Consider the following 17,652-nt stretch of genomic DNA (forward strand, 5'->3'; position numbering starts at 1 on the left):
CCCTGCCGCCACCTTGTCTCCCTGCCAATTGGGTTGGGCCCGGACCCGTTTGGGGGTCGGGGCCCTTCCGTACGTCTTCAGACGGCTCAGGCCGTCTGATGCCCCACCGCCACCAGGGCCACCGCCGCTATCAGCACCACCAGCAGGGTCAGCAGCGCCACCGGGCTCAGACCGCCGAGGGGGCCCGCCTGCTCCAGCCGCTGCCTGTTGGCGCGGCAGACATGGCACCGGCCCTCGCTGACGGGTCCCGCGCAGTTGGCGCACACCAGCCGATCAAAGGTCATGCGCTCTCCTCCTCCCGCGCCGCGGAGCCGCGGGCACTCTCACTCCGCTCAACGCTCCGGGAAACACCACCGTTCCCCGTACCACTGTGCCAGCTCCCGCTCATTTCGGCGCGCCCCGTCGGATTACACCCGGTCCGTCCCCGGTGGCGGCCCGTCGGCATCCGTGATAAATCACCCATGCCCGGACCAACCCCGGCGGCCGACTGCGCGGCCCTCGCCCGGTCGCGTAAGGTCTCGCTCACCTACTCCCGGCCGACCGTGGTGCACCCGTGATCCGATTCGACAACGTCTCCAAGACCTATCCGAAGCAGAACCGACCCGCCCTGCGCGATGTCTCCCTCGAAATCGAGAAGGGGGAATTCGTCTTCCTGGTGGGCTCGTCGGGCTCCGGCAAGTCGACCTTCCTGCGCCTCGTCCTGCGTGAGGAGCGCGCCAGCCACGGCATGGTGCACGTCCTCGGCAAGGACCTCGCGCGGCTGTCGAACTGGAAGGTACCGAGCATGCGCCGTCAACTCGGCACGGTCTTCCAGGACTTCCGCCTCCTGCCGAACAAGACGGTCGCGCAGAATGTCGCTTTCGCCCAGGAAGTCATCGGCAAGTCCCGTGGCGAGACCCGTAAATCCGTCCCCCAGGTCCTCGATCTCGTCGGACTGGGCGGCAAGGAGGACCGGATGCCCGGTGAACTCTCCGGTGGTGAGCAGCAGCGCGTCGCGATCGCGCGGGCCTTCGTCAACCGCCCCATGCTGCTGATCGCGGACGAGCCGACCGGCAACCTCGACCCGCAGACCTCCGTCGGCATCATGAAGCTGCTGGACCGCATCAACCGCACCGGCACGACTGTGGTGATGGCGACACACGACCAGAACATCGTCGACCAGATGCGAAAGCGTGTGATCGAGCTCGAAAAGGGCCGTCTCGTGCGAGACCAGGCGCGAGGCGTCTACGGCTACCAGCACTGAGCACCGCGAAGAGCATCGAAAGCTGAAAGGACGCCATGCGCGCCCAGTTCGTCCTGTCGGAGATCGGCGTCGGTCTCCGCCGAAATCTGACGATGACGTTCGCCGTCATCATTTCCGTAGCCCTCTCGCTCGCGCTGTTCGGCGGCGCACTGCTCATGCGCGAGCAGGTGAGCGTGATGAAGGACTTCTGGTACGACAAGGTCAACGTCTCGATCTTCATGTGCAACAAGGGTGACGCCGAGACCACCGACAAGTGCGAGAAGGGTCCCGTCACCGCCGATCAGCGCAAGACCATCGAGGCCGACCTCAAGAAGATGGAGATCGTCGAGGAGGTCTACCACGAGACCGCCGACGAGGCGTACAAGCACTACCGCGAGCAGTACGGCGAGACGCCCATCGCCGGGATGATCACCCCGGACCAGATGCAGGAGTCGTTCCGGGTCAAGCTGAAGGACCCGGAGAAGTACAAGGTGGTGGCAACCGCCTTCGAGGGCAGGGACGGTGTGCAGTCCGTCGCGGACCAGCGCAACATCCTGGAGAACCTCTTCAATCTGATGCAGGGCATGAATGTCGCCGCGCTCGGAGTGATGGCGCTGATGCTTGTCATTGCCCTGATGCTGATCGTGAACACCGTCCGGGTGTCCGCGTTCAGCAGACGGCGCGAGACCGGCATCATGCGGCTGGTGGGAGCGTCGAGCTTCTACATCCAGATGCCGTTCATCATGGAGGCCGCGTTCGCCGGGCTCATCGGCGGCGTCGTCGCCTGCGTCCTGCTCCTGGCCGGGCGTTACTTCCTGATCGACGGCGGCATCGCGCTGGAGGACAAGATGCAGCTCGTCAACTTCATCGGCTGGGACGCCGTACTGGCCGTCCTGCCGCTGGTGTTGGTCATCGGTCTGCTGATGCCGGCAGTTGCCGCTTCGGTCGCGTTGCGCAAGTACCTCAAGGTGTGACGATCGCCCCTGGCGTCGTCTCGCCAAGCCGCGCTGCGGCGCCGGGGGTTGTCCTAGACTCGTCGCCATGCCGGGCCACGAAAATCGCCTCAGGCCCCACGGGTTCTACCGCGGGGCGGCCCTGACATTGCTTTTCGCGAGTGTGCTCGCCACCGCCGCGGCCACCGACTCGTTGCCCCGCGCCGACGAGGAAGCCGCCCGCATAAGCACCCGTTCCGTCGCCTCCACGGCCGACGGGGACGAGGTCGCGAGAGCGGCGGCCGAAGCCATGGCCGACGGGAAGTCGGCCACCGAGGCCGCCGAGGATGTCGTCAGCCGCAGCGGTGACCGCTGGGGCGCCGTCTACGACAAGGGTGAGTACGAGGAATTCGAGCGGGCCCTCGACGGCAAGTACACCGGGGTGGGTCTCTCGGCCAAGCGGCTGGCCGACGGCCGGATCGCGGCGAGCAAGGTCCAGCCGGGCGGCCCCGCCGCACGGGCCGGCATCAGGGCCGGTGACATCCTCCGTACGATCGACGGCGAAGCGGTGGGCCTTCGTCCCGTGACCGAGGTCGTCGCGATGCTGCGCGGGGACGGTACGGACCGGGACACCGGCCGGTCACAGGACGCCTCCGCGGGCACCACCGTCGTCCTCGGCCTCTCGCGCGGCGGCCACCGGTGGACCGAGACGCTGCGCCGGGCCAGCCTCAGTACGGACGCCGTCACCTTCGACACCGCCCCCGACGGGGCTCTCGTGATCAAGGTCGCCGCCTTCACCAAGGGCAGCGGCAAGCAGGTCAGGGACGCCGTCCTGGAGGCACCCAGGGGCACGGGCGTCCTGCTCGACCTGAGGGGGAACGCGGGCGGGCTGGTCACCGAGGCCGTCCAGGCGGCCTCCGCCTTCCTCGACGGCGGCCTCGTCGCCACGTACGACGTCCGGGGCGAGCAGCGCTCCCTGTACGCGGATCCGGGCGGCGACACCGAGCGGCCCGTGGTGGCGCTCGTCGACGGCGGCACGATGAGCGCCGCCGAGCTGGTCACCGGCGCTCTCCAGGACCGTGGCCGGGCGATCACGGTCGGTTCCCCCACCTTCGGCAAGGGCTCCGTACAGATGCCGAGCCGGCTGCCGGACGGTTCCGTGGCCGAGCTCACGGTCGGGCACTACCGGACTCCGTCCGGTCACAAGGTCGACGACAAGGGCATCACACCCGACCTGGTGGTGGCCGAAGAGGCCCAGGAGAGGGCCCGCACAGTATTGAGTGGCCTCGGAGGCGGCTCGTAGTGCGAAAATGAACGCACTATGGCAAAGGAAAAGGACACAGGGCGCAAGCTGGTCGCGCAGAACAAGAAGGCGCGGCACGACTACCTCATTCTCGACACCTACGAGTGCGGTCTCGTGCTGACAGGTACCGAGGTCAAGTCGTTGCGCCAGGGACGCGCCTCCCTGACGGACGGCTTCGTACAGATCGACGACCATGAGGCGTGGCTGCACAACGTGCACGTGCCCGAGTACACCCAGGGCACCTGGACCAACCACTCGGCGCGGCGCAAGCGGAAGCTGCTGATGCACCGGCTGGAGATCGACAAGCTGGAGCAGAAGTCGAACGAGTCCGGTCACACGATCGTGCCGCTGGCCCTCTACTTCAAGGGCGGCCGGGCCAAGATCGAGATCGCGCTGGCGAAGGGCAAGAAGGAGTACGACAAGCGCCAGACGCTGCGTGAGAAGCAGGACCGGCGGGAGACGGAGCGCGCGGTCTCGGCCGTTCGCCGCCGCCAGCGGGCCTGACGCGGCCGGCGGGCCTGATCGCCCCACGGGCGGAATAAGGTGGCAGGGCCCGTCGTTGGTCACGTATCATGGACGGAGTCCCGCAGAGCAGGGACGGCGTTTGAAAAATCAACATGGGGATGATCGGTTTCGACAGCGGATGTCGAGGCAGGGGAAGCGAGTCGAGGAAGCGGCAATGATCTCGTTAACCATATGTCGCAAACAATAATCGCCAATTCCAAGCGCGATTCCTCCACCTTCGCTCTCGCTGCTTAATTAGCAGCTAGCGAAGACTCCGTGGAGTGTCAGCCCGGGGGTGTTCCCGACCCGGATCCTGGCATCAACTAGGGAACTAAACCACTGCGTCCGGTCACGGGGCACAGTGGGAAATTAAACAGTGACTGAGCCCGTCGGAGACTTGTTCGCGTGATCTCCGGGGCCGAGAAAAGCGTAGCGAACTGCACTCGGAGAAGCCCTGGTTCCGCACCGTTGGACGCGGGTTCGATTCCCGCCATCTCCACAGTTCCCATGTGAGGCGAAGGCCCCGCTGCCTGTCGGCAGCGGGGCCTTCGCCGTGCGCCCGACCGGGCGGAGGGTATTTTTCCCTCAAGATCGGCCGTTCGGCAACGAAGTCGTACAGACGCCCAACAACTGCTGAAGTAGGTGCACGGGCATGGTCGCCGTGCGCTACATTCTGGGCTCGGGTGCAAGTGGTGGGGGGCGCTCGGTCCGGGTTGGGGACCCGGTCGACGTCCGTATCCGGCCGGCTTTCATGCGCGCACCCAGTGATCCTGTGTGGGGGATGTGCGTACTTCAGTGAACAATTGGCGAGAAGATGCCCAAAAAGGGCATACGCATGAGCCGATGGATGTCACCGTCGAGCTCGACGGTCTGGGGCGACAGCTCTCCGAGCTGCCCGGCCCGGCCATGGACGCCGACGGCGGTCCCGGCCCAGCGGCACGCGCCGCCGACGGCTCCGAAGGTCCCGTCTTCGTCGATGCCAGCGGCCGGCGGAGCAAGAAACTCCGGCGTCTCGGCTGGGTGTTGGCGATAGCCAGCGCCTGTTACGCCGTCGCCCTGGTGGCGTCCCTGATGGGCGGCGACTCCAGCGCTCCCTGGCTCCAGATACCCGGCGTCGGTGACAAGCGCGACTCGGACAAGGTCGAGATACAGCCGCCCCCGAAGGACCGGCCCACCGTGTCGGCCACACCGGGTTCCGGGGGCTCAGGCCCGAGCCCCACGGAGTCCGCCGCCGGCTCGCGGGAGCCGACCGGTGCGAGCACCGGATCCCCGGAGGGGCCGGACCCGTCCGGCTCGCCCTCCGGCGAGCCCGACCCGGACCCGAAACCCGGTAAGACCGATTCGAAGCCGGACCCGCCGGATCCGAAGCCCGACCCGGACCCCGATCCGGACCCCGGTGAGTCCGAACCCGGGTCGGTCGATCCCGGTACGGACCCCGGTCCCGGCCCCACTCCGACGGACTCCGCGCCCGTCGATCCACCCGTTGATCAGGACGGCCAGCAGTCAGCCGCGGAAGGCGCCCGGTAGAAATGAACCCTTCTGGCAGACGGGCCCCGTCCCCCGAGCACGGACAGATCAAGCGGAAGCAGGGGCGCGTCGCCGGACGCAGACTGCCCATGCGCTATCTGCTTCCCTCCCTGCTTCTCGTGGCCCTGCTCGCGATGCTGATGCTCCGCGGCTATGTGCACAGCGAGATCCTGGCGGACCATCGCGTACGCCCGCCGGCCCCGACCAACCAGGTGCCGGACCGGATACTGGGCGGCGGCCCGGTCATAGACGCCCGCGGGGAGACCACGGCCAAGGCGCTCAGGATTCCCGACCGCAGGCTCGTGCTGACCTTCGACGACGGACCCGACCCGGAGTGGACGCCCAAGGTCCTCGACAAGCTGAAGGAGTACGACGCGCACGCCGTCTTCTTCGTCACCGGCACCATGGCATCGCGCCATCCGGAGCTGGTGCGGCGGATGGTCGACGAGGGCCATGAGATCGGTCTGCACACCTTCAACCACCCGGACCTCTCCTACCAGTCGGAGTCCCGTATCGACTGGGAGCTGACCCAGAACCAGATGGTGCTCGCGGGCGCGGCGGGCATCCGCACCTCGCTGTTCCGGCCGCCGTACTCCTCCTTCGCCGACGCGATGGACAACAAGTCCTGGCCGGTCACCGAGTACATCGGCAGCCTCGGCTACATCACCGTGCTCAACAACACCGACAGCGAGGACTGGAAACGTCCCGGCGCCGAGGTGATCATCCGTAACGCCACCCCGAAGAGCCCGCGGGGTGCGATCGTGCTGATGCACGACTCCGGCGGGGACCGCTCGCAGACCGTCGCCGCGCTGGACGAACTCCTGCCGCAGATGCAGGACAAGGGGTACGAGTTCGCCAACCTCACCGAGGCGCTGGGCGCACCGAGCGCGCACACGCGTGTCTCCGGTGTCGAACTGCTCAAGGGCAAGGCCTTCGTCGGGGCCGTCGCCGTCTCCGAGGCCACCACCAGCGCGCTGGTCGCCGGGCTCGCCGTGATCGGCGTGCTGGTCATCGGGCGGTTCGGGCTGATGCTGGTGCTGTCCTTCGCGCACGCGCGCAAGGTGCGCAGACGCGGCTTCAGTTGGGGCGAGCCGGTCACCGAACCGGTGACGGTCCTCGTGCCCGCGTACAACGAACGCGAGTGCATAGCCAACACGGTCCGCTCCCTGATGGAGAGCGACCATCCCATCGAGGTCATCGTCATCGACGACGGCTCGACGGACGGCACGGCGGACATCGTCGAGGCGATGTGGCTCCCCAACGTCCATGTCGTACGGCAGGCCAACGGCGGCAAGCCCGCTGCCCTCAACAACGGCATCGCGCACGCCAGTTATGACATCGTCGTGATGATGGACGGTGACACCGTCTTCGAGCCGTCCACCGTGCGGGAGCTGGTCCAGCCGTTCGGCGATCCGAGGGTCGGGGCCGTCGCGGGCAACGCCAAGGTCGGCAACCGTGACACCCTCATCGGTGCCTGGCAGCACATCGAGTATGTGATGGGCTTCAATCTGGACCGCCGGATGTACGACCTGATGGGCTGCATGCCCACCATCCCCGGCGCCGTCGGCGCCTTCCGCCGCCAGGCACTTGAGCGGGTCGGCGGGATGAGCGAGGACACCCTCGCCGAGGACACCGACATCACCATGGCCATGCACCGCGACGGCTGGCGGGTCGTGTACGCGGAGCGGGCCCGCGCCTGGACCGAAGCCCCCGAGTCCGTACAGCAGTTGTGGTCCCAGCGCTACCGCTGGAGCTACGGCACCATGCAGGCGATCTGGAAGCACCGCCGGGCGGTGATCGAACGAGGTCCCTCCGGGCGCTTCGGCCGCGTCGGACTGCCGTTGGTCTCGCTGTTCATGGTGCTGTTCCCGCTGCTGGCGCCGCTCATCGACGTGTTCCTGCTGTACGGGCTGGTCTTCGGCCCCACCAGGAACACCGTCATCGCGTGGCTGGGTGTGCTGGCCGTACAGGCGGTCTGCGCCGCGTACGCCTTCCGGCTCGACCGCGAGCGCATGATCCATCTGATCTCGCTGCCGCTCCAGCAGATCCTCTACCGGCAGCTCATGTACGTGGTGCTGCTCCAGTCCTGGATCACCGCCCTCACCGGGGGCCGGCTCCGCTGGCAGAAGCTGCGGCGCACGGGCGCCGTGGAGGCGCCCGGGTCCACGACCGCCAGGCGGCGCGACGACGTCCGGGGGCCGGTGGCATGAGCGAGGGCTCCGTCGAAGGCGGGCGCCCGTCCGGGCGTGACCGCTATCTCGACCTCCTGCGTACGGTGGCACTCGGCCGGGTGGTGATCTACCACATCTTCGGCTGGGCCTGGCTGACGGTCCTCTTCCCGTCCATGGGCGTGATGTTCGCGCTGGCGGGCTCGCTGATGGCGCGCTCGCTCGGCGGCAGGACGTCGTGGGCCGTCGTCCGGGGCCGGATGCGCCGGCTGCTGCCGCCGATGTGGGTGTTCGCGCTGCTCGTGGTCCCGGTGATGTTCGTGGTGGGCTGGCAGCCGGTACGCGAGGAAGGCCTCTGGTGGTTCCTCAAGCTGGCCAACTACGTGGTCCCGGTCGCGGCGCCGCCGTACCCGTGGGAGAGCGGCGACGCCAGTGGGCTCCTCGAAAAGGACTGGGCCGAGCAGGCCGCGGGACCGCTCTGGTATCTGCGTACCTATCTCTGGTTCGTCCTGGCCTCGCCATTGCTGCTGTGGGCCTTCCGGCGGGCGCCGTGGGCGACGCTGCTCGCGCCGATCGCCCTGACGGCGGTCGTCGGCACCGGACTGGTGGAGGTCCCCGGTGAGACGGGCGAGGGGCTCACGGGCTTCGCGGTCTACGGCGCCTGCTGGATCCTCGGCTTCGCGCACCACGACGGCCTGTTCAGCCGGGTGCCGCGCTACATCACGGTCTCGCTGGCCTCCCTCGGCATGGCCTTCGGGATCTGGTGGGCCTCGGGGCATCTCACCGACGAGGGCTGGAATCTGGACGAGATCCCGCTGGCCCAGGCGACCTGGTCGCTGGGCTTCTGCGCGATCCTGCTCCAGTACGCGCCCTCCTGGCGTGAACTGCCCGGCAGGCTGCGGCGGTTCGACTCCGTGATCACGCTCGCCAACAACCGTGCCGTGACGGTCTATCTCTGGCACAACCTGCTGATCATGGCGATCTATCCGCTCATCGACCCCCTATACGACGTGCCCGCGCTGTACGACCACGAAGGCCTGGTGGACCCGCTCTACTCGGTGCTGCCGCCGATCCTGATCTGGCCGCTGCTGGCGCTCGCGATCCTCGCCTTCGGCTGGGTCGAGGACCTCGCGGCGAAGCGGCGGCCGAGGCTCTGGCCGAACGGCCGGGGCGGCTCGGGCCGCCGCCGGGGCCCAGGCGGCCCAGGCGGTCCGAGCGGCCCAGGCGGCCCGAAGGGGTCCCACCGCGCCGAGCCGGTCCCGTCCGGGGGCCTCTGACCGGCCCGGGGGCGGGCTCACAGCCGCGCCCGCCCCCGGGTGAGAGCAAGGTTGCGTGCCGGTCATCTCGGGGCACCGGGGTGAAACGCGGCGTCCCTACGGTCGGGAGTCTTCGAACCGCACCGTCAGTGGAGGCGCGATGACTGGCCCGACGATCACCGATGAGGCACCCGGCGCCGGACGGGGACGATGGATCGAGCGGTGGGATCCGGAGGACCCCGTCTTCTGGGAGCGGACCGGCCGCAGGACCGCCCGGCGCAATCTGCTCTTCTCCGTGCTCTCGGAGCACATCGGCTTCTCCATCTGGACCCTCTGGTCGGTGATGGTGCTGTTCATGGGGCCCGAGTACGGCGTCGACCCGGCCGGGAAGTTCTTCCTCATCGGCATGGCCACCTTCGTCGGCGCCCTCGTACGGATCCCGTACACCTTCGCGGTCGCCCGCTTCGGCGGACGCAACTGGACGATCTTCAGCGCCCTGTTGCTGCTCCTGCCGACCGGCGCCGCGTACGCGGTGATGGAGCCGGGGACCTCGTACACCACCTTCATGGCCGTCGCCGCGCTCACCGGCCTCGGCGGCGGCAACTTCGCCTCCTCCATGACCAACATCAACTCCTTCTTCCCGCTGCGCGAGAAGGGCTGGGCGCTCGGCCTCAACGCGGGGGGCGGCAACGTCGGCGTCCCCGTCGTGCAGCTCGTCGGGCTGCTGGTGATCGGGACGGCCGGGGCCACGCACCCCCGGATCGTGCTCGCGGTGTATCTGCCGCTGATCGTCGCCGCCGCCGTCTGCGCCGCGCTGTTCATGGACAACCTGGCACCGGTGCGCAACGACACCGGGGCCGCGAAGGAGGCCGCGGGCGACCGGCACACCTGGATCATGGCCGTGCTCTACATCGGGACGTTCGGCTCCTTCATCGGCTACAGCTTCGCCTTCGGTCTGGTGCTCCAGACACAGTTCGGGCGTACGCCGCTGGAGGCGGCCTCGCTGACCTTCGTGGGACCGCTGCTCGGCTCGCTGATACGGCCCGTCGGCGGCAGGCTCGCCGACCGGCACGGCGGCGCCCGTATCACCCTGTGGAACTTCGCCGGGATGGCGGCGGCGACCGTCGTGGTGATCTTCGCCTCGCTGACCGAGTCGCTGCCCGTCTTCCTCGTCGGCTTCACCGCGCTGTTCCTGCTCAGCGGCCTCGGCAACGGCTCGACGTACAAGATGATCCCCGGCATCTTCCAGACGAAAGCCCTGGCCAGGGGCCTGACGGGGGAGGCGGCGGCGCGGTACGGGCGCCGGCTCTCCGGCGCGTCCATGGGGCTGATCGGTGCCGTCGGCGCCCTCGGCGGGCTCGGGGTCAACCTCGCCTTCCGGCAGTCCTTCCAGCAGTCGGGCGGGACGGGCACCGCCGCGTTCGTGGCCTTCCTCGGCTTCTACGCGGTGTGCTCGGCGCTCACCTGGGCGGTATACCTTCGGAAGCAGACGGCCGGACCGGCGACGGAGGCGGAGACCGGAGCCGGGGGCGGCATGCGGCGCGGTCTCGATTACGCGGAGGTGTGAGCCCGGCTCCGCGTCGGAGCCGTACCGGAGCCGTACGGACGAGAGAGCGGGACACCAGATCATGTCCGAACAGCAGCAGCACGGCCCACTCGCCGGATTCACCGTCGGCGTCACCGCCGCCAGGCGCGCCGACGAACTGGGGGCGCTGCTCACGCGGCGCGGCGCCGTCGTCGTGCACGCCCCCGCCCTGCGTATCGTGCCGGTCTCCGACGACACCGAACTCCTCGCCGCCACCAAGGAGTTGATCGCCGCCCCGCCCCATGTGGTGATCGCCACGACGGCCATCGGCTTCCGCGGCTGGGTGGAGGCGGCCGAGGGCTGGGGGCACGGCCAGGACCTGCTGGAGTGTCTGCGCGGCACCGAACTGCTGGCGCGCGGGCCGAAGGTGAAGGGCGCGATCCGTGCCGCCGGGCTGACCGAGGAGTGGTCGCCGGAGTCCGAGTCCATGGCGGAGGTGCTCGACCGGCTGCTGACCGAGGGCGTCGACGGACGCCGGGTGGCGCTCCAGCTGCACGGGGAGCCGCTGCCCGGTTTCGTGGAGGCGCTGCGGGCCGGGGGCGCCGAGGTCGTCGTCGTACCGGTCTACCGCTGGATGCCGCCCGAGGACATCGCGCCCGTCGACCGGCTCATCGAGGCGACCGTCGCGCGCACCCTGGACGCCGTCACGTTCACCAGTGCGCCCGCCGCCGCGTCGCTGTTCTCGCGGGCCAGGGAGCGCGGTCTGCTGGACGTGCTGGTCGAGGCGCTCCACCACGATGTGCTCGCCGCCTGCGTCGGGCCTGTCACCGCCCTGCCGCTCCAGGAGCACGGTATCGACACCGTGCAGCCCGAACGCTTCCGTCTGGGCCCGCTTGTTCAGGTCCTCTGCCTCGAACTGCCGGGCCGCACACGGACCTTGACGGTCGCGGGCCGCCGCTTCGAGATCCGTGGCCACGCGGTGCTGCTGGACGGCGAGCCCCGGCCCGTACCGCCCGCCGGGATGGCCCTGGTGACCGCGCTCGCCAAGCGGCCGGGCTGGGTGGTGTCGCGGGCCGATCTGCTGCGGGCCCTGCCGGGGGCGGGCAGCGACGAGCACGCCGTCGAGACCGCCATGGCCCGGCTCCGTACGGCACTGGGGGCGCCGGAACTGATCCAGACGGTCGTCAAGCGCGGCTACCGGCTGGCGCTGGATCCGGCGGCCGGCACGAAGTACGACAGCGCGTGAGGGCGGGGGTTCGAACAGCGGCCGGTGACCGTCCGTCGATCACGGGCACCCGCTGCGGTACCGAACCGGAACCTGGGCGTCTATTTTAATCGGATGGTCAACGACTCTCCTCAGTTCCGGCCCGCGCGCGCGGAGGACGCCGGTGCTCTCGCCGCGGCGCTCCTGCGCAACAGGGATCACATGGGTCCCTGGTCGCCGTACCGCCCGGCGGACTTCTTCACCCCCGAGGCGCAGGCCACCCTGCTGTCCGACCCCTCCGCCCTGCGCTGGCTCTTCGTCGACGGGCCCGACGTCGTGGGCCAGGCCACCCTCTCGACCCTTGTCCTCGGACCGTTCCGCAGCGCGAGCCTCGGCTACTGGACCGACGCCGCGTACACCGGGCGCGGACTGGCCACCCGCGCCGTCGAGGAGGTCTGCCGGGCCGCTCTGGAGGATCTGGGGCTGCACCGGATCGAGGCGAGCACGATGCCGTCCAACGTCGGCTCGCAACGGGTCCTGGGCAAATGCGGGTTCGGGCTCATCGGGACGGCGCCGCGCTATCTGCACATCGACGGGGCCTGGCGTGACCACCATCTCTACCAGCGGATCCTGCACGACGGGCCGCCGAACAGGGCGCTGTAGCGCCGCCGGCGGAAGCAGAACCGGCCGAACCGTAAAGCCGTAAGAGGGCGTTCCGGGGGCCGGGGTTCCGTCCCGCGCCCAGAATTCACCGGACGAGGTTGAGTTGAGTTGCTTCCGGAGGGGTGCCGGAGTCGTGCCGGGGCATGCACTCTGGGGAGTAAGCGGCAGTACGGTACCGAGGCGGTGACAGGCACATGACTACGGGCGTGGGCTCGTACGAGTGGAGATTCGACTCCGGGCGCGTCTGCCTGGATCTGGTGGCCACCGGAGAGCCGGACCCGAAGGGGTTCGAAGAGAAGCCGCCGGCGGACGACGCGGGACTCCTCGGCCGGTGGCTCACCGGCTCGGGCCTCGTACCCCCGGGTACCCCGCTCATCGGCGTCGACACCGGCTGGGTCCGGCGCTTCCACGAACTGCGCGACTGCGTGGGCCAGTTGGTACACGCGGAGATCGACGGACGGTACGCGGCAGCGGCGCTGGAGCGCGTCAACGCGATCGCGGCCGGCGCACCGCCCGGGATCCGGGCCGTACGTGAGCCGGGCGGCGGCCTCGTCCGCACCCTGAGCGACGAACCCGAATGCGGCGCGCTGCTCGCGGCGGTGGCCAGGGACACGGTGGACCTGCTGACCGACCCCGTCGCGCGGGCGCGGTTGCGGCAGTGCGAGGGCGACAGCTGCCGGCGGGTGTACCTGGACACCTCACGAGGCCGACGCCGCCGCTGGTGCTCCAGCGAGGTGTGCGGCAACAGGGAACGAGTCGCGAGACACCGCCGCCGCGCGGCACTCGCCCGCGCCTGACCCGCCGAACCCACGCCCGACCCCGGTCCTGGTCCGGCTCGGGCACCTCCGTATAAAGATCTTGAAAGATTTCCGCTGCGCCGTTGAGCAGATCCCTTCACGGGTCCGTAAGTCACCGTGATGGGAACAAGCAGCCGTCTCAAGGTCTCGACCCGGGAGGTTCAGGTGCGCAAGGATGCGGCCGTGGCCGATGACCGACCTCACCGGGCCCGGCACCGGAGCGAGGCACAGCGCACCAATTCCTCCGTTCCCGACGAGGAGTTGATGCGCGCCCTCTACCGGGAACACGCCGGACCGCTGCTCGCCTACGTCCTGCGACTCGTCGCGGGTGACCGGCAACGGGCCGAGGATGTCGTGCAGGAAACGCTCATCCGTGCCTGGAAGAACGCCGGTCAGCTCAATCGGGCGACCGGCTCTGTCCGACCCTGGCTGGTGACGGTCGCACGGCGCATCGTCATCGACGGTCACCGCAGCCGGCAGGCCCGGCCGCAGGAGGTCGACCCGTCGCCGCTGGAGGTCATGCCCGCGGAGGACGAGATCGACAAGGCGTTGTGGCTGATGACGCTCTCTGATGCCCTCGATGATTTGACCCCCGCCCACCGGGAAGTTCTGGTGGAGACGTACTTCAAGGGACGCACGGTCAACGAGGCCGCCGAGACGCTTGGTATACCCAGTGGGACCGTGCGTTCGCGGGTGTTCTACGCACTGCGGTCCATGAAGCTCGCGCTGGAGGAGAGGGGGGTCTCGGCATGACGACGTACGAGCAGTCCGGGCAGGGCGACGGCACGACCGCACACGACGCGGCGGCGGCGTACGTGCTCGGCATTCTGGACGAGGCCGACGCCACCGCCTTCGAGGCGCACCTCGCCGGCTGCCACATCTGCGCGCTCCATCTGGAGGAGTTCGCCGGGATGGAGCCGATGCTCGCCATGCTGGCGGACAATCCGGACCCGGTGGGGCAGTCGTCGCCGTTCGGCCGGTCCGATCCCTTCGGGCGGTCCGCGGCCCCCTCGGCGTCGCCCTTCGGGCACACCGCGCCCGCGCCGCCGATGGCCCCCGCCGTCACCGTGCAGCCCAGTCCGCGGCTGCTCGACCGGCTCGTGGACGAGGTCGCGGTCAAGCGCGCCAAGCGCAGGCGCCGGTCGATGTATCTGGTGGCCGCTGCTGCCGCGCTGGTCATCGGCGGTCCCGCGGTGGCGGTCGTCGCCACTTCCGGCGACGGTGGCACGAGCAACCAGGCCGGGGACCCGCACCCCACCAGCCCCGCCGAGGACGCCTTCTTCCAGCACATGCCGGAGAAGGTCGAGGCGACGGACCCCACGACGAAGGTCAGCGCGACCGTCGGTATGGAGCCCAAGGGCTGGGGGACCCACGCGGTCCTGGAGCTGAAGAACGTCAAGGGGCCGCTCAAGTGCAGCCTCATCGCCGTGTCCAAGACCGGCGAGGAGGAGATCGTCACCTCCTGGGCCGTGCCGAAGTGGGGTTACGGCATCCCGGACAGCACGCACGACATGGCGAAGAACCCGCTGTACGTGCACGGCGGCTCGGCCATGGAGCGGAACGACATCGACCACTTCGAGGTCCGGACCTTCGACGGCAAGCGTCTGGTGGAGGTCGAGGCCTGACATACCCGCCCCCTTCGCGTACGGTTGACGGCTGCCCAGTGCACGTCAGAAGGGGGCCTCGGTGGCCGCGCAGGATGCCGCTGTTGAATCCGCCGGATCGGTGGTCGATTCCGTACGGGACAAGGGAAACGACGCCATAAGCGACCCCGTTCACGCGACGGGGAAGGACCCCGCGCGCGCCGCGGGGGCCGACTCCGTACGCGACCGTGAGATCGGTGTCGAGCAGGAACATCTCGACCAGGTCTACCGCCGCCTCGAAGAGAAGATCGACGAGGCGGAGTTCCTGATGAACGACGCCGCCAAGCGCGGTCAGGTCGGCACGCCCGGCGCGCTCGCCGAACGCGACGCGCAGGTGTTCCGGGCCGGGATCCATCTCAACCGGCTCAACAACGAATTCGAGGACTTCCTCTTCGGGCGGGTCGACCTGCTGCGCGGCAAGGACGGCAAGAAGGGCCCGGACGGCGCGTACACCTCCGTGGAGCCCGCCGACGACGCCGTACGCGACGACGACACCGCCGACATCGCCGAGACGCTGCACATCGGCCGTATCGGAGTCCTGGACTCCGACTACTCGCCGCTGGTCATCGACTGGCGCGCGCCCGCCGCTGCGCCGTTCTACCGCTCGACCCCGGTCGACCCCGGCCGGGTCGTACGGCGCAGGGTCATCCGCTCCAAGGGCCGCAAGGTCCTCGGCGTCGAGGACGACCTGATGCGCCCGGAGCTGACCGCGCGGCTGAACGGCGCGGCGCTCCCCGTCATCGGCGACGGCGCGCTCATGGCGGCCCTCGGCCAGGCCCGCAGCCACACCATGCGGGACATCGTCTCCTCCATCCAGGCCGAGCAGGACCTGGTGATCCGGGCGCCCGCCGCGTCCGTCACCGAGGTGTCGGGCGGTCCCGGCACCGGCAAGACCGCCGTCGCGCTGCACCGCGCCGCCTATCTGCTGTACCAGGACAGACGGCGGTACGCGGGCGGCATCCTCGTCGTCTCGCCGACGCCGCTGCTCGTCGCGTACACCGAAGGCGTGCTGCCGTCCCTGGGCGAGGAGGGGCAGGTCGCGATCCGCGCGGTCGGGTCGCTCGTGGACGGCGCTGAGGCCACCGCGTACGACGAACCCGCAGTGTCCCGCGTCAAGGGCTCTGCGCGCATGCTGAAGGTGCTGCGCAAGGCGGCGCGCGGGGCCCTGGAGGGGGACCGGGCGCCCGCCGGGGGCCGCGCCGGGCGTGGCGGCCCGGCGGCCGGCCCGGGAGGTGGCCAGCTCTCCTTCGGGGGCGACGACAGCGGTGACGGCGACCCGTCGGGCGGGTCCGGGCGCGCCGTGACCCCCACCCGGCTGCGGGTGGTCGCCTTCGGCCGCCGCCTGGAGCTCGAATCCGACGAGCTGCACCGCATCAGGCAGTCCGCCCTCACCGGCACCGCCCCCGTCAACCTGCTGCGCCCGCGCGCCCGCAAACTCCTGCTCGACGCCCTGTGGGCGAGGTCCGGCGCGGCGTCACGGGCCGGGGACCACCTGGCCGGCGGCGACGCCGAACTGGCCGCCGAACTGCGCGCCGGCTTCGACGAGGACGTGTCGTCCGAGGACAGCTTCACCGAATTCCTGGACGCCTGGTGGCCCGAGCTCACCGCGCGCGGGGTGCTGGCCGCGATGGCCGACGAGCGCCGGCTCGGCCGCTGGGCCCGCCGTGTCCTCAACCCGGGCGAGACCAGGAAGGTCGCCCGTTCCCTGCGGCGCGCGGGCCCCGACGGCACGGGACCCCTGTCCGTGCACGACGTGGCGATCCTCGACGAGCTGGAGCAGCTGCTCGGCTCACCGCCCCGCCGGCGCAAGCGCCGCGAGCAGGACCCGCTGGACCAGCTGACCGGGCTCGAAGAGCTGATGCCGCAGCGCGAGGAGTCCCAGTGGGAGCGCGCCGAGCGGCTGGCGGCGGAGCGTACGGAGTACGCCCACGTCATCGTCGACGAGGCGCAGGACCTCACTCCGATGCAGTGGCGGATGGTCGGCCGCCGTGGCCGGCACGCCACCTGGACCGTGGTCGGCGACGCCGCCCAGTCGTCCTGGTCGGACCCGGACGAGGCCGCCGAGGCACGCGACGAGGCCCTCGGCAACCGCCCGCGTCGCCACTTCACCCTCACGGTGAACTACCGCAACCCGGCCGAGATCGCCGCCCTCGCCGCCAGGGTGCTGGCCCTCGCGATGCCCGGCATGGAGTCCCCGGCCGCCGTCCGCTCCACGGGTGTCGAGCCGCGCTTCGGCGCCGTACGCGACGGTGACCTGGCCCGTACCGTACGGGAGGAGGCCGCGCGCCTCCTGGACCGTGTCGACGGCACGATCGGCGTGGTCGTCGCCATGAGCCGCCGGGAACAGGCGGCACGCTGGCTGGCGGGGCTCGGTGACCGGGTGGTGGCGCTCGGCAGCCTGGAGGCGAAGGGGCTGGAGTACGACGCCACGGTGGTCGTGTCGCCGGCCGAGATCGCCGACGAGTCCCCGGCCGGACTGCGGGTGCTGTACGTGGCCCTCACCCGCGCGACCCAACAGCTGACGGTCGTCTCTGCGGACCGTGACGACCCCGACGAGCAGGGAGTTCCCGACCTCCTCAGAGAATGACCCGCAAGTCAACTCACTTGCGGGAATCACTTTCCTGGGTGGCTTGTTATTCTGGTGGCGGCACCGACTCGATCCAAGCCCCCGGGCCCAACCTTCGTCGCTTCGAGCGACCACTTGCCGCGAGGCGAGCATGGCGGGTCGGTGCCGTCCTTTTCTTCTTAGTGTTCACGGACATTCACCGGATTACGTCTTCACAGGAGCGGGGGCGCGGGCCCCCCGCCGGCCGGGACCCCCCAGTGTATGCACGCCACCAACCCCAGACCCCCAACCAACAGGAAGGTGGTCGGGAGGGAAAGGAAGACGCCCCCCACGCGGGCGGCG

General features: G+C 69.9%; 15 protein-coding genes and 1 other RNA gene. 15 read left to right on the forward strand and 1 reads right to left on the reverse strand.

The window, feature by feature from the left end:
- Positions 1-86: 86 nt before the first annotated feature.
- On the reverse strand, positions 87-284 hold the full coding sequence (locus ACFWV8_RS29920; protein WP_329387076.1) for a hypothetical protein: 198 nt from the start codon (positions 282-284) through the stop codon (positions 87-89).
- 269 nt (positions 285-553) lie between these two features.
- Here ACFWV8_RS29920 and ftsE point away from each other — a divergent pair, with 269 nt between their 5' ends.
- From ftsE to ACFWV8_RS29995, 15 genes are all read left to right on the forward strand, one after another.
- The gene (gene ftsE / locus ACFWV8_RS29925) at positions 554-1,243 is read left to right on the forward strand and encodes a cell division ATP-binding protein FtsE (protein WP_329387078.1); all 690 of its coding nucleotides are present in this window, start codon (positions 554-556) and stop codon (positions 1,241-1,243) included.
- Between the two features lie 35 nt (positions 1,244-1,278).
- Positions 1,279-2,196: a permease-like cell division protein FtsX gene (ftsX, locus tag ACFWV8_RS29930; protein ID WP_329387080.1), complete on the forward strand. Its 918-nt coding sequence runs from the start codon at positions 1,279-1,281 to the stop codon at positions 2,194-2,196.
- A gap of 67 nt (positions 2,197-2,263) precedes the next feature.
- Positions 2,264-3,457 carry a S41 family peptidase gene (locus tag ACFWV8_RS29935; RefSeq protein ID WP_384210830.1) on the forward strand — a complete coding sequence of 398 codons (1,194 nt, stop codon included), beginning with the start codon at positions 2,264-2,266 and terminating at the stop codon, positions 3,455-3,457.
- 18 nt (positions 3,458-3,475) lie between these two features.
- Complete coding sequence (smpB, locus tag ACFWV8_RS29940; RefSeq protein WP_384210835.1) at positions 3,476-3,961, forward strand: SsrA-binding protein SmpB; 486 nt, start codon at positions 3,476-3,478, stop codon at positions 3,959-3,961.
- A 115-nt stretch (positions 3,962-4,076) separates the two neighbouring features.
- Positions 4,077-4,463, forward strand: a transfer-messenger RNA (tmRNA) gene (gene ssrA / locus ACFWV8_RS29945).
- A gap of 341 nt (positions 4,464-4,804) precedes the next feature.
- The gene (locus ACFWV8_RS29950) at positions 4,805-5,488 is read left to right on the forward strand and encodes a hypothetical protein (RefSeq protein WP_384210841.1); all 684 of its coding nucleotides are present in this window, start codon (positions 4,805-4,807) and stop codon (positions 5,486-5,488) included.
- An 89-nt stretch (positions 5,489-5,577) separates the two neighbouring features.
- The gene (locus ACFWV8_RS29955) at positions 5,578-7,698 is read left to right on the forward strand and encodes a glycosyltransferase (RefSeq protein ID WP_384210981.1); all 2,121 of its coding nucleotides are present in this window, start codon (positions 5,578-5,580) and stop codon (positions 7,696-7,698) included.
- The gene (locus ACFWV8_RS29960; protein WP_384210846.1) at positions 7,695-8,933 is read left to right on the forward strand and encodes an acyltransferase; all 1,239 of its coding nucleotides are present in this window, start codon (positions 7,695-7,697) and stop codon (positions 8,931-8,933) included. Before ACFWV8_RS29955 ends, ACFWV8_RS29960 begins: the two co-directional genes overlap by 4 nt.
- A 139-nt stretch (positions 8,934-9,072) precedes the next feature.
- Positions 9,073-10,479 carry a nitrate/nitrite transporter gene (locus tag ACFWV8_RS29965; protein ID WP_384210852.1) on the forward strand — a complete coding sequence of 469 codons (1,407 nt, stop codon included), beginning with the start codon at positions 9,073-9,075 and terminating at the stop codon, positions 10,477-10,479.
- 61 nt (positions 10,480-10,540) lie between these two features.
- Positions 10,541-11,683: a uroporphyrinogen-III synthase gene (locus ACFWV8_RS29970; protein WP_384210857.1), complete on the forward strand. Its 1,143-nt coding sequence runs from the start codon at positions 10,541-10,543 to the stop codon at positions 11,681-11,683.
- Positions 11,684-11,776: 93 nt separating this feature from the next.
- Positions 11,777-12,304 carry a GNAT family N-acetyltransferase gene (locus ACFWV8_RS29975; RefSeq protein WP_384210862.1) on the forward strand — a complete coding sequence of 176 codons (528 nt, stop codon included), beginning with the start codon at positions 11,777-11,779 and terminating at the stop codon, positions 12,302-12,304.
- A gap of 194 nt (positions 12,305-12,498) precedes the next feature.
- Positions 12,499-13,101 (forward strand): CGNR zinc finger domain-containing protein, encoded by a 603-nt coding sequence (locus tag ACFWV8_RS29980; protein ID WP_384210866.1) that lies wholly within the window; start codon positions 12,499-12,501, stop codon positions 13,099-13,101.
- Positions 13,102-13,221: 120 nt separating this feature from the next.
- Complete coding sequence (locus tag ACFWV8_RS29985) at positions 13,222-13,854, forward strand: sigma-70 family RNA polymerase sigma factor (RefSeq protein WP_329387100.1); 633 nt, start codon at positions 13,222-13,224, stop codon at positions 13,852-13,854.
- Entirely contained in the window at positions 13,851-14,726 is an 876-nt protein-coding gene (locus ACFWV8_RS29990) for an anti-sigma factor family protein (RefSeq protein ID WP_384210870.1), read from the forward strand. Before ACFWV8_RS29985 ends, ACFWV8_RS29990 begins: the two co-directional genes overlap by 4 nt.
- 61 nt (positions 14,727-14,787) lie before the next feature.
- Positions 14,788-17,331 (forward strand): HelD family protein, encoded by a 2,544-nt coding sequence (locus ACFWV8_RS29995; RefSeq protein WP_384210873.1) that lies wholly within the window; start codon positions 14,788-14,790, stop codon positions 17,329-17,331.
- Positions 17,332-17,652: the final 321 nt, after the last annotated feature.

This window comes from Streptomyces sp. NPDC058665, from assembly GCF_042714995.1.
In the GTDB taxonomy this organism is placed as follows: domain Bacteria; phylum Actinomycetota; class Actinomycetes; order Streptomycetales; family Streptomycetaceae; genus Streptomyces.

Bases quoted from the DNA above. Each gene is read 5' to 3' on its own strand.
- ACFWV8_RS29955 (WP_384210981.1), top strand. From the start codon at position 5,578: ATGCGCTATCTGCTTCCCTCCCTGCTTCTCGTGGCCCTGCTCGCGATG.
- smpB (WP_384210835.1), top strand. From the start codon at position 3,476: ATGGCAAAGGAAAAGGACACAGGGCGCAAGCTGGTCGCGCAGAACAAG.
- ACFWV8_RS29975 (WP_384210862.1), top strand. From the start codon at position 11,777: ATGGTCAACGACTCTCCTCAGTTCCGGCCCGCGCGCGCGGAGGACGCC.
- ACFWV8_RS29970 (WP_384210857.1), top strand. From the start codon at position 10,541: ATGTCCGAACAGCAGCAGCACGGCCCACTCGCCGGATTCACCGTCGGC.
- ACFWV8_RS29980 (WP_384210866.1), top strand. From the start codon at position 12,499: ATGACTACGGGCGTGGGCTCGTACGAGTGGAGATTCGACTCCGGGCGC.
- ACFWV8_RS29985 (WP_329387100.1), top strand. From the start codon at position 13,222: ATGGGAACAAGCAGCCGTCTCAAGGTCTCGACCCGGGAGGTTCAGGTG.
- ACFWV8_RS29965 (WP_384210852.1), top strand. From the start codon at position 9,073: ATGACTGGCCCGACGATCACCGATGAGGCACCCGGCGCCGGACGGGGA.
- ACFWV8_RS29960 (WP_384210846.1), top strand. From the start codon at position 7,695: ATGAGCGAGGGCTCCGTCGAAGGCGGGCGCCCGTCCGGGCGTGACCGC.
- ftsX (WP_329387080.1), top strand. From the start codon at position 1,279: ATGCGCGCCCAGTTCGTCCTGTCGGAGATCGGCGTCGGTCTCCGCCGA.
- ACFWV8_RS29920 (WP_329387076.1), bottom strand. From the start codon at position 284: ATGACCTTTGATCGGCTGGTGTGCGCCAACTGCGCGGGACCCGTCAGC.
- ACFWV8_RS29950 (WP_384210841.1), top strand. From the start codon at position 4,805: ATGGATGTCACCGTCGAGCTCGACGGTCTGGGGCGACAGCTCTCCGAG.
- ACFWV8_RS29990 (WP_384210870.1), top strand. From the start codon at position 13,851: ATGACGACGTACGAGCAGTCCGGGCAGGGCGACGGCACGACCGCACAC.
- ACFWV8_RS29935 (WP_384210830.1), top strand. From the start codon at position 2,264: ATGCCGGGCCACGAAAATCGCCTCAGGCCCCACGGGTTCTACCGCGGG.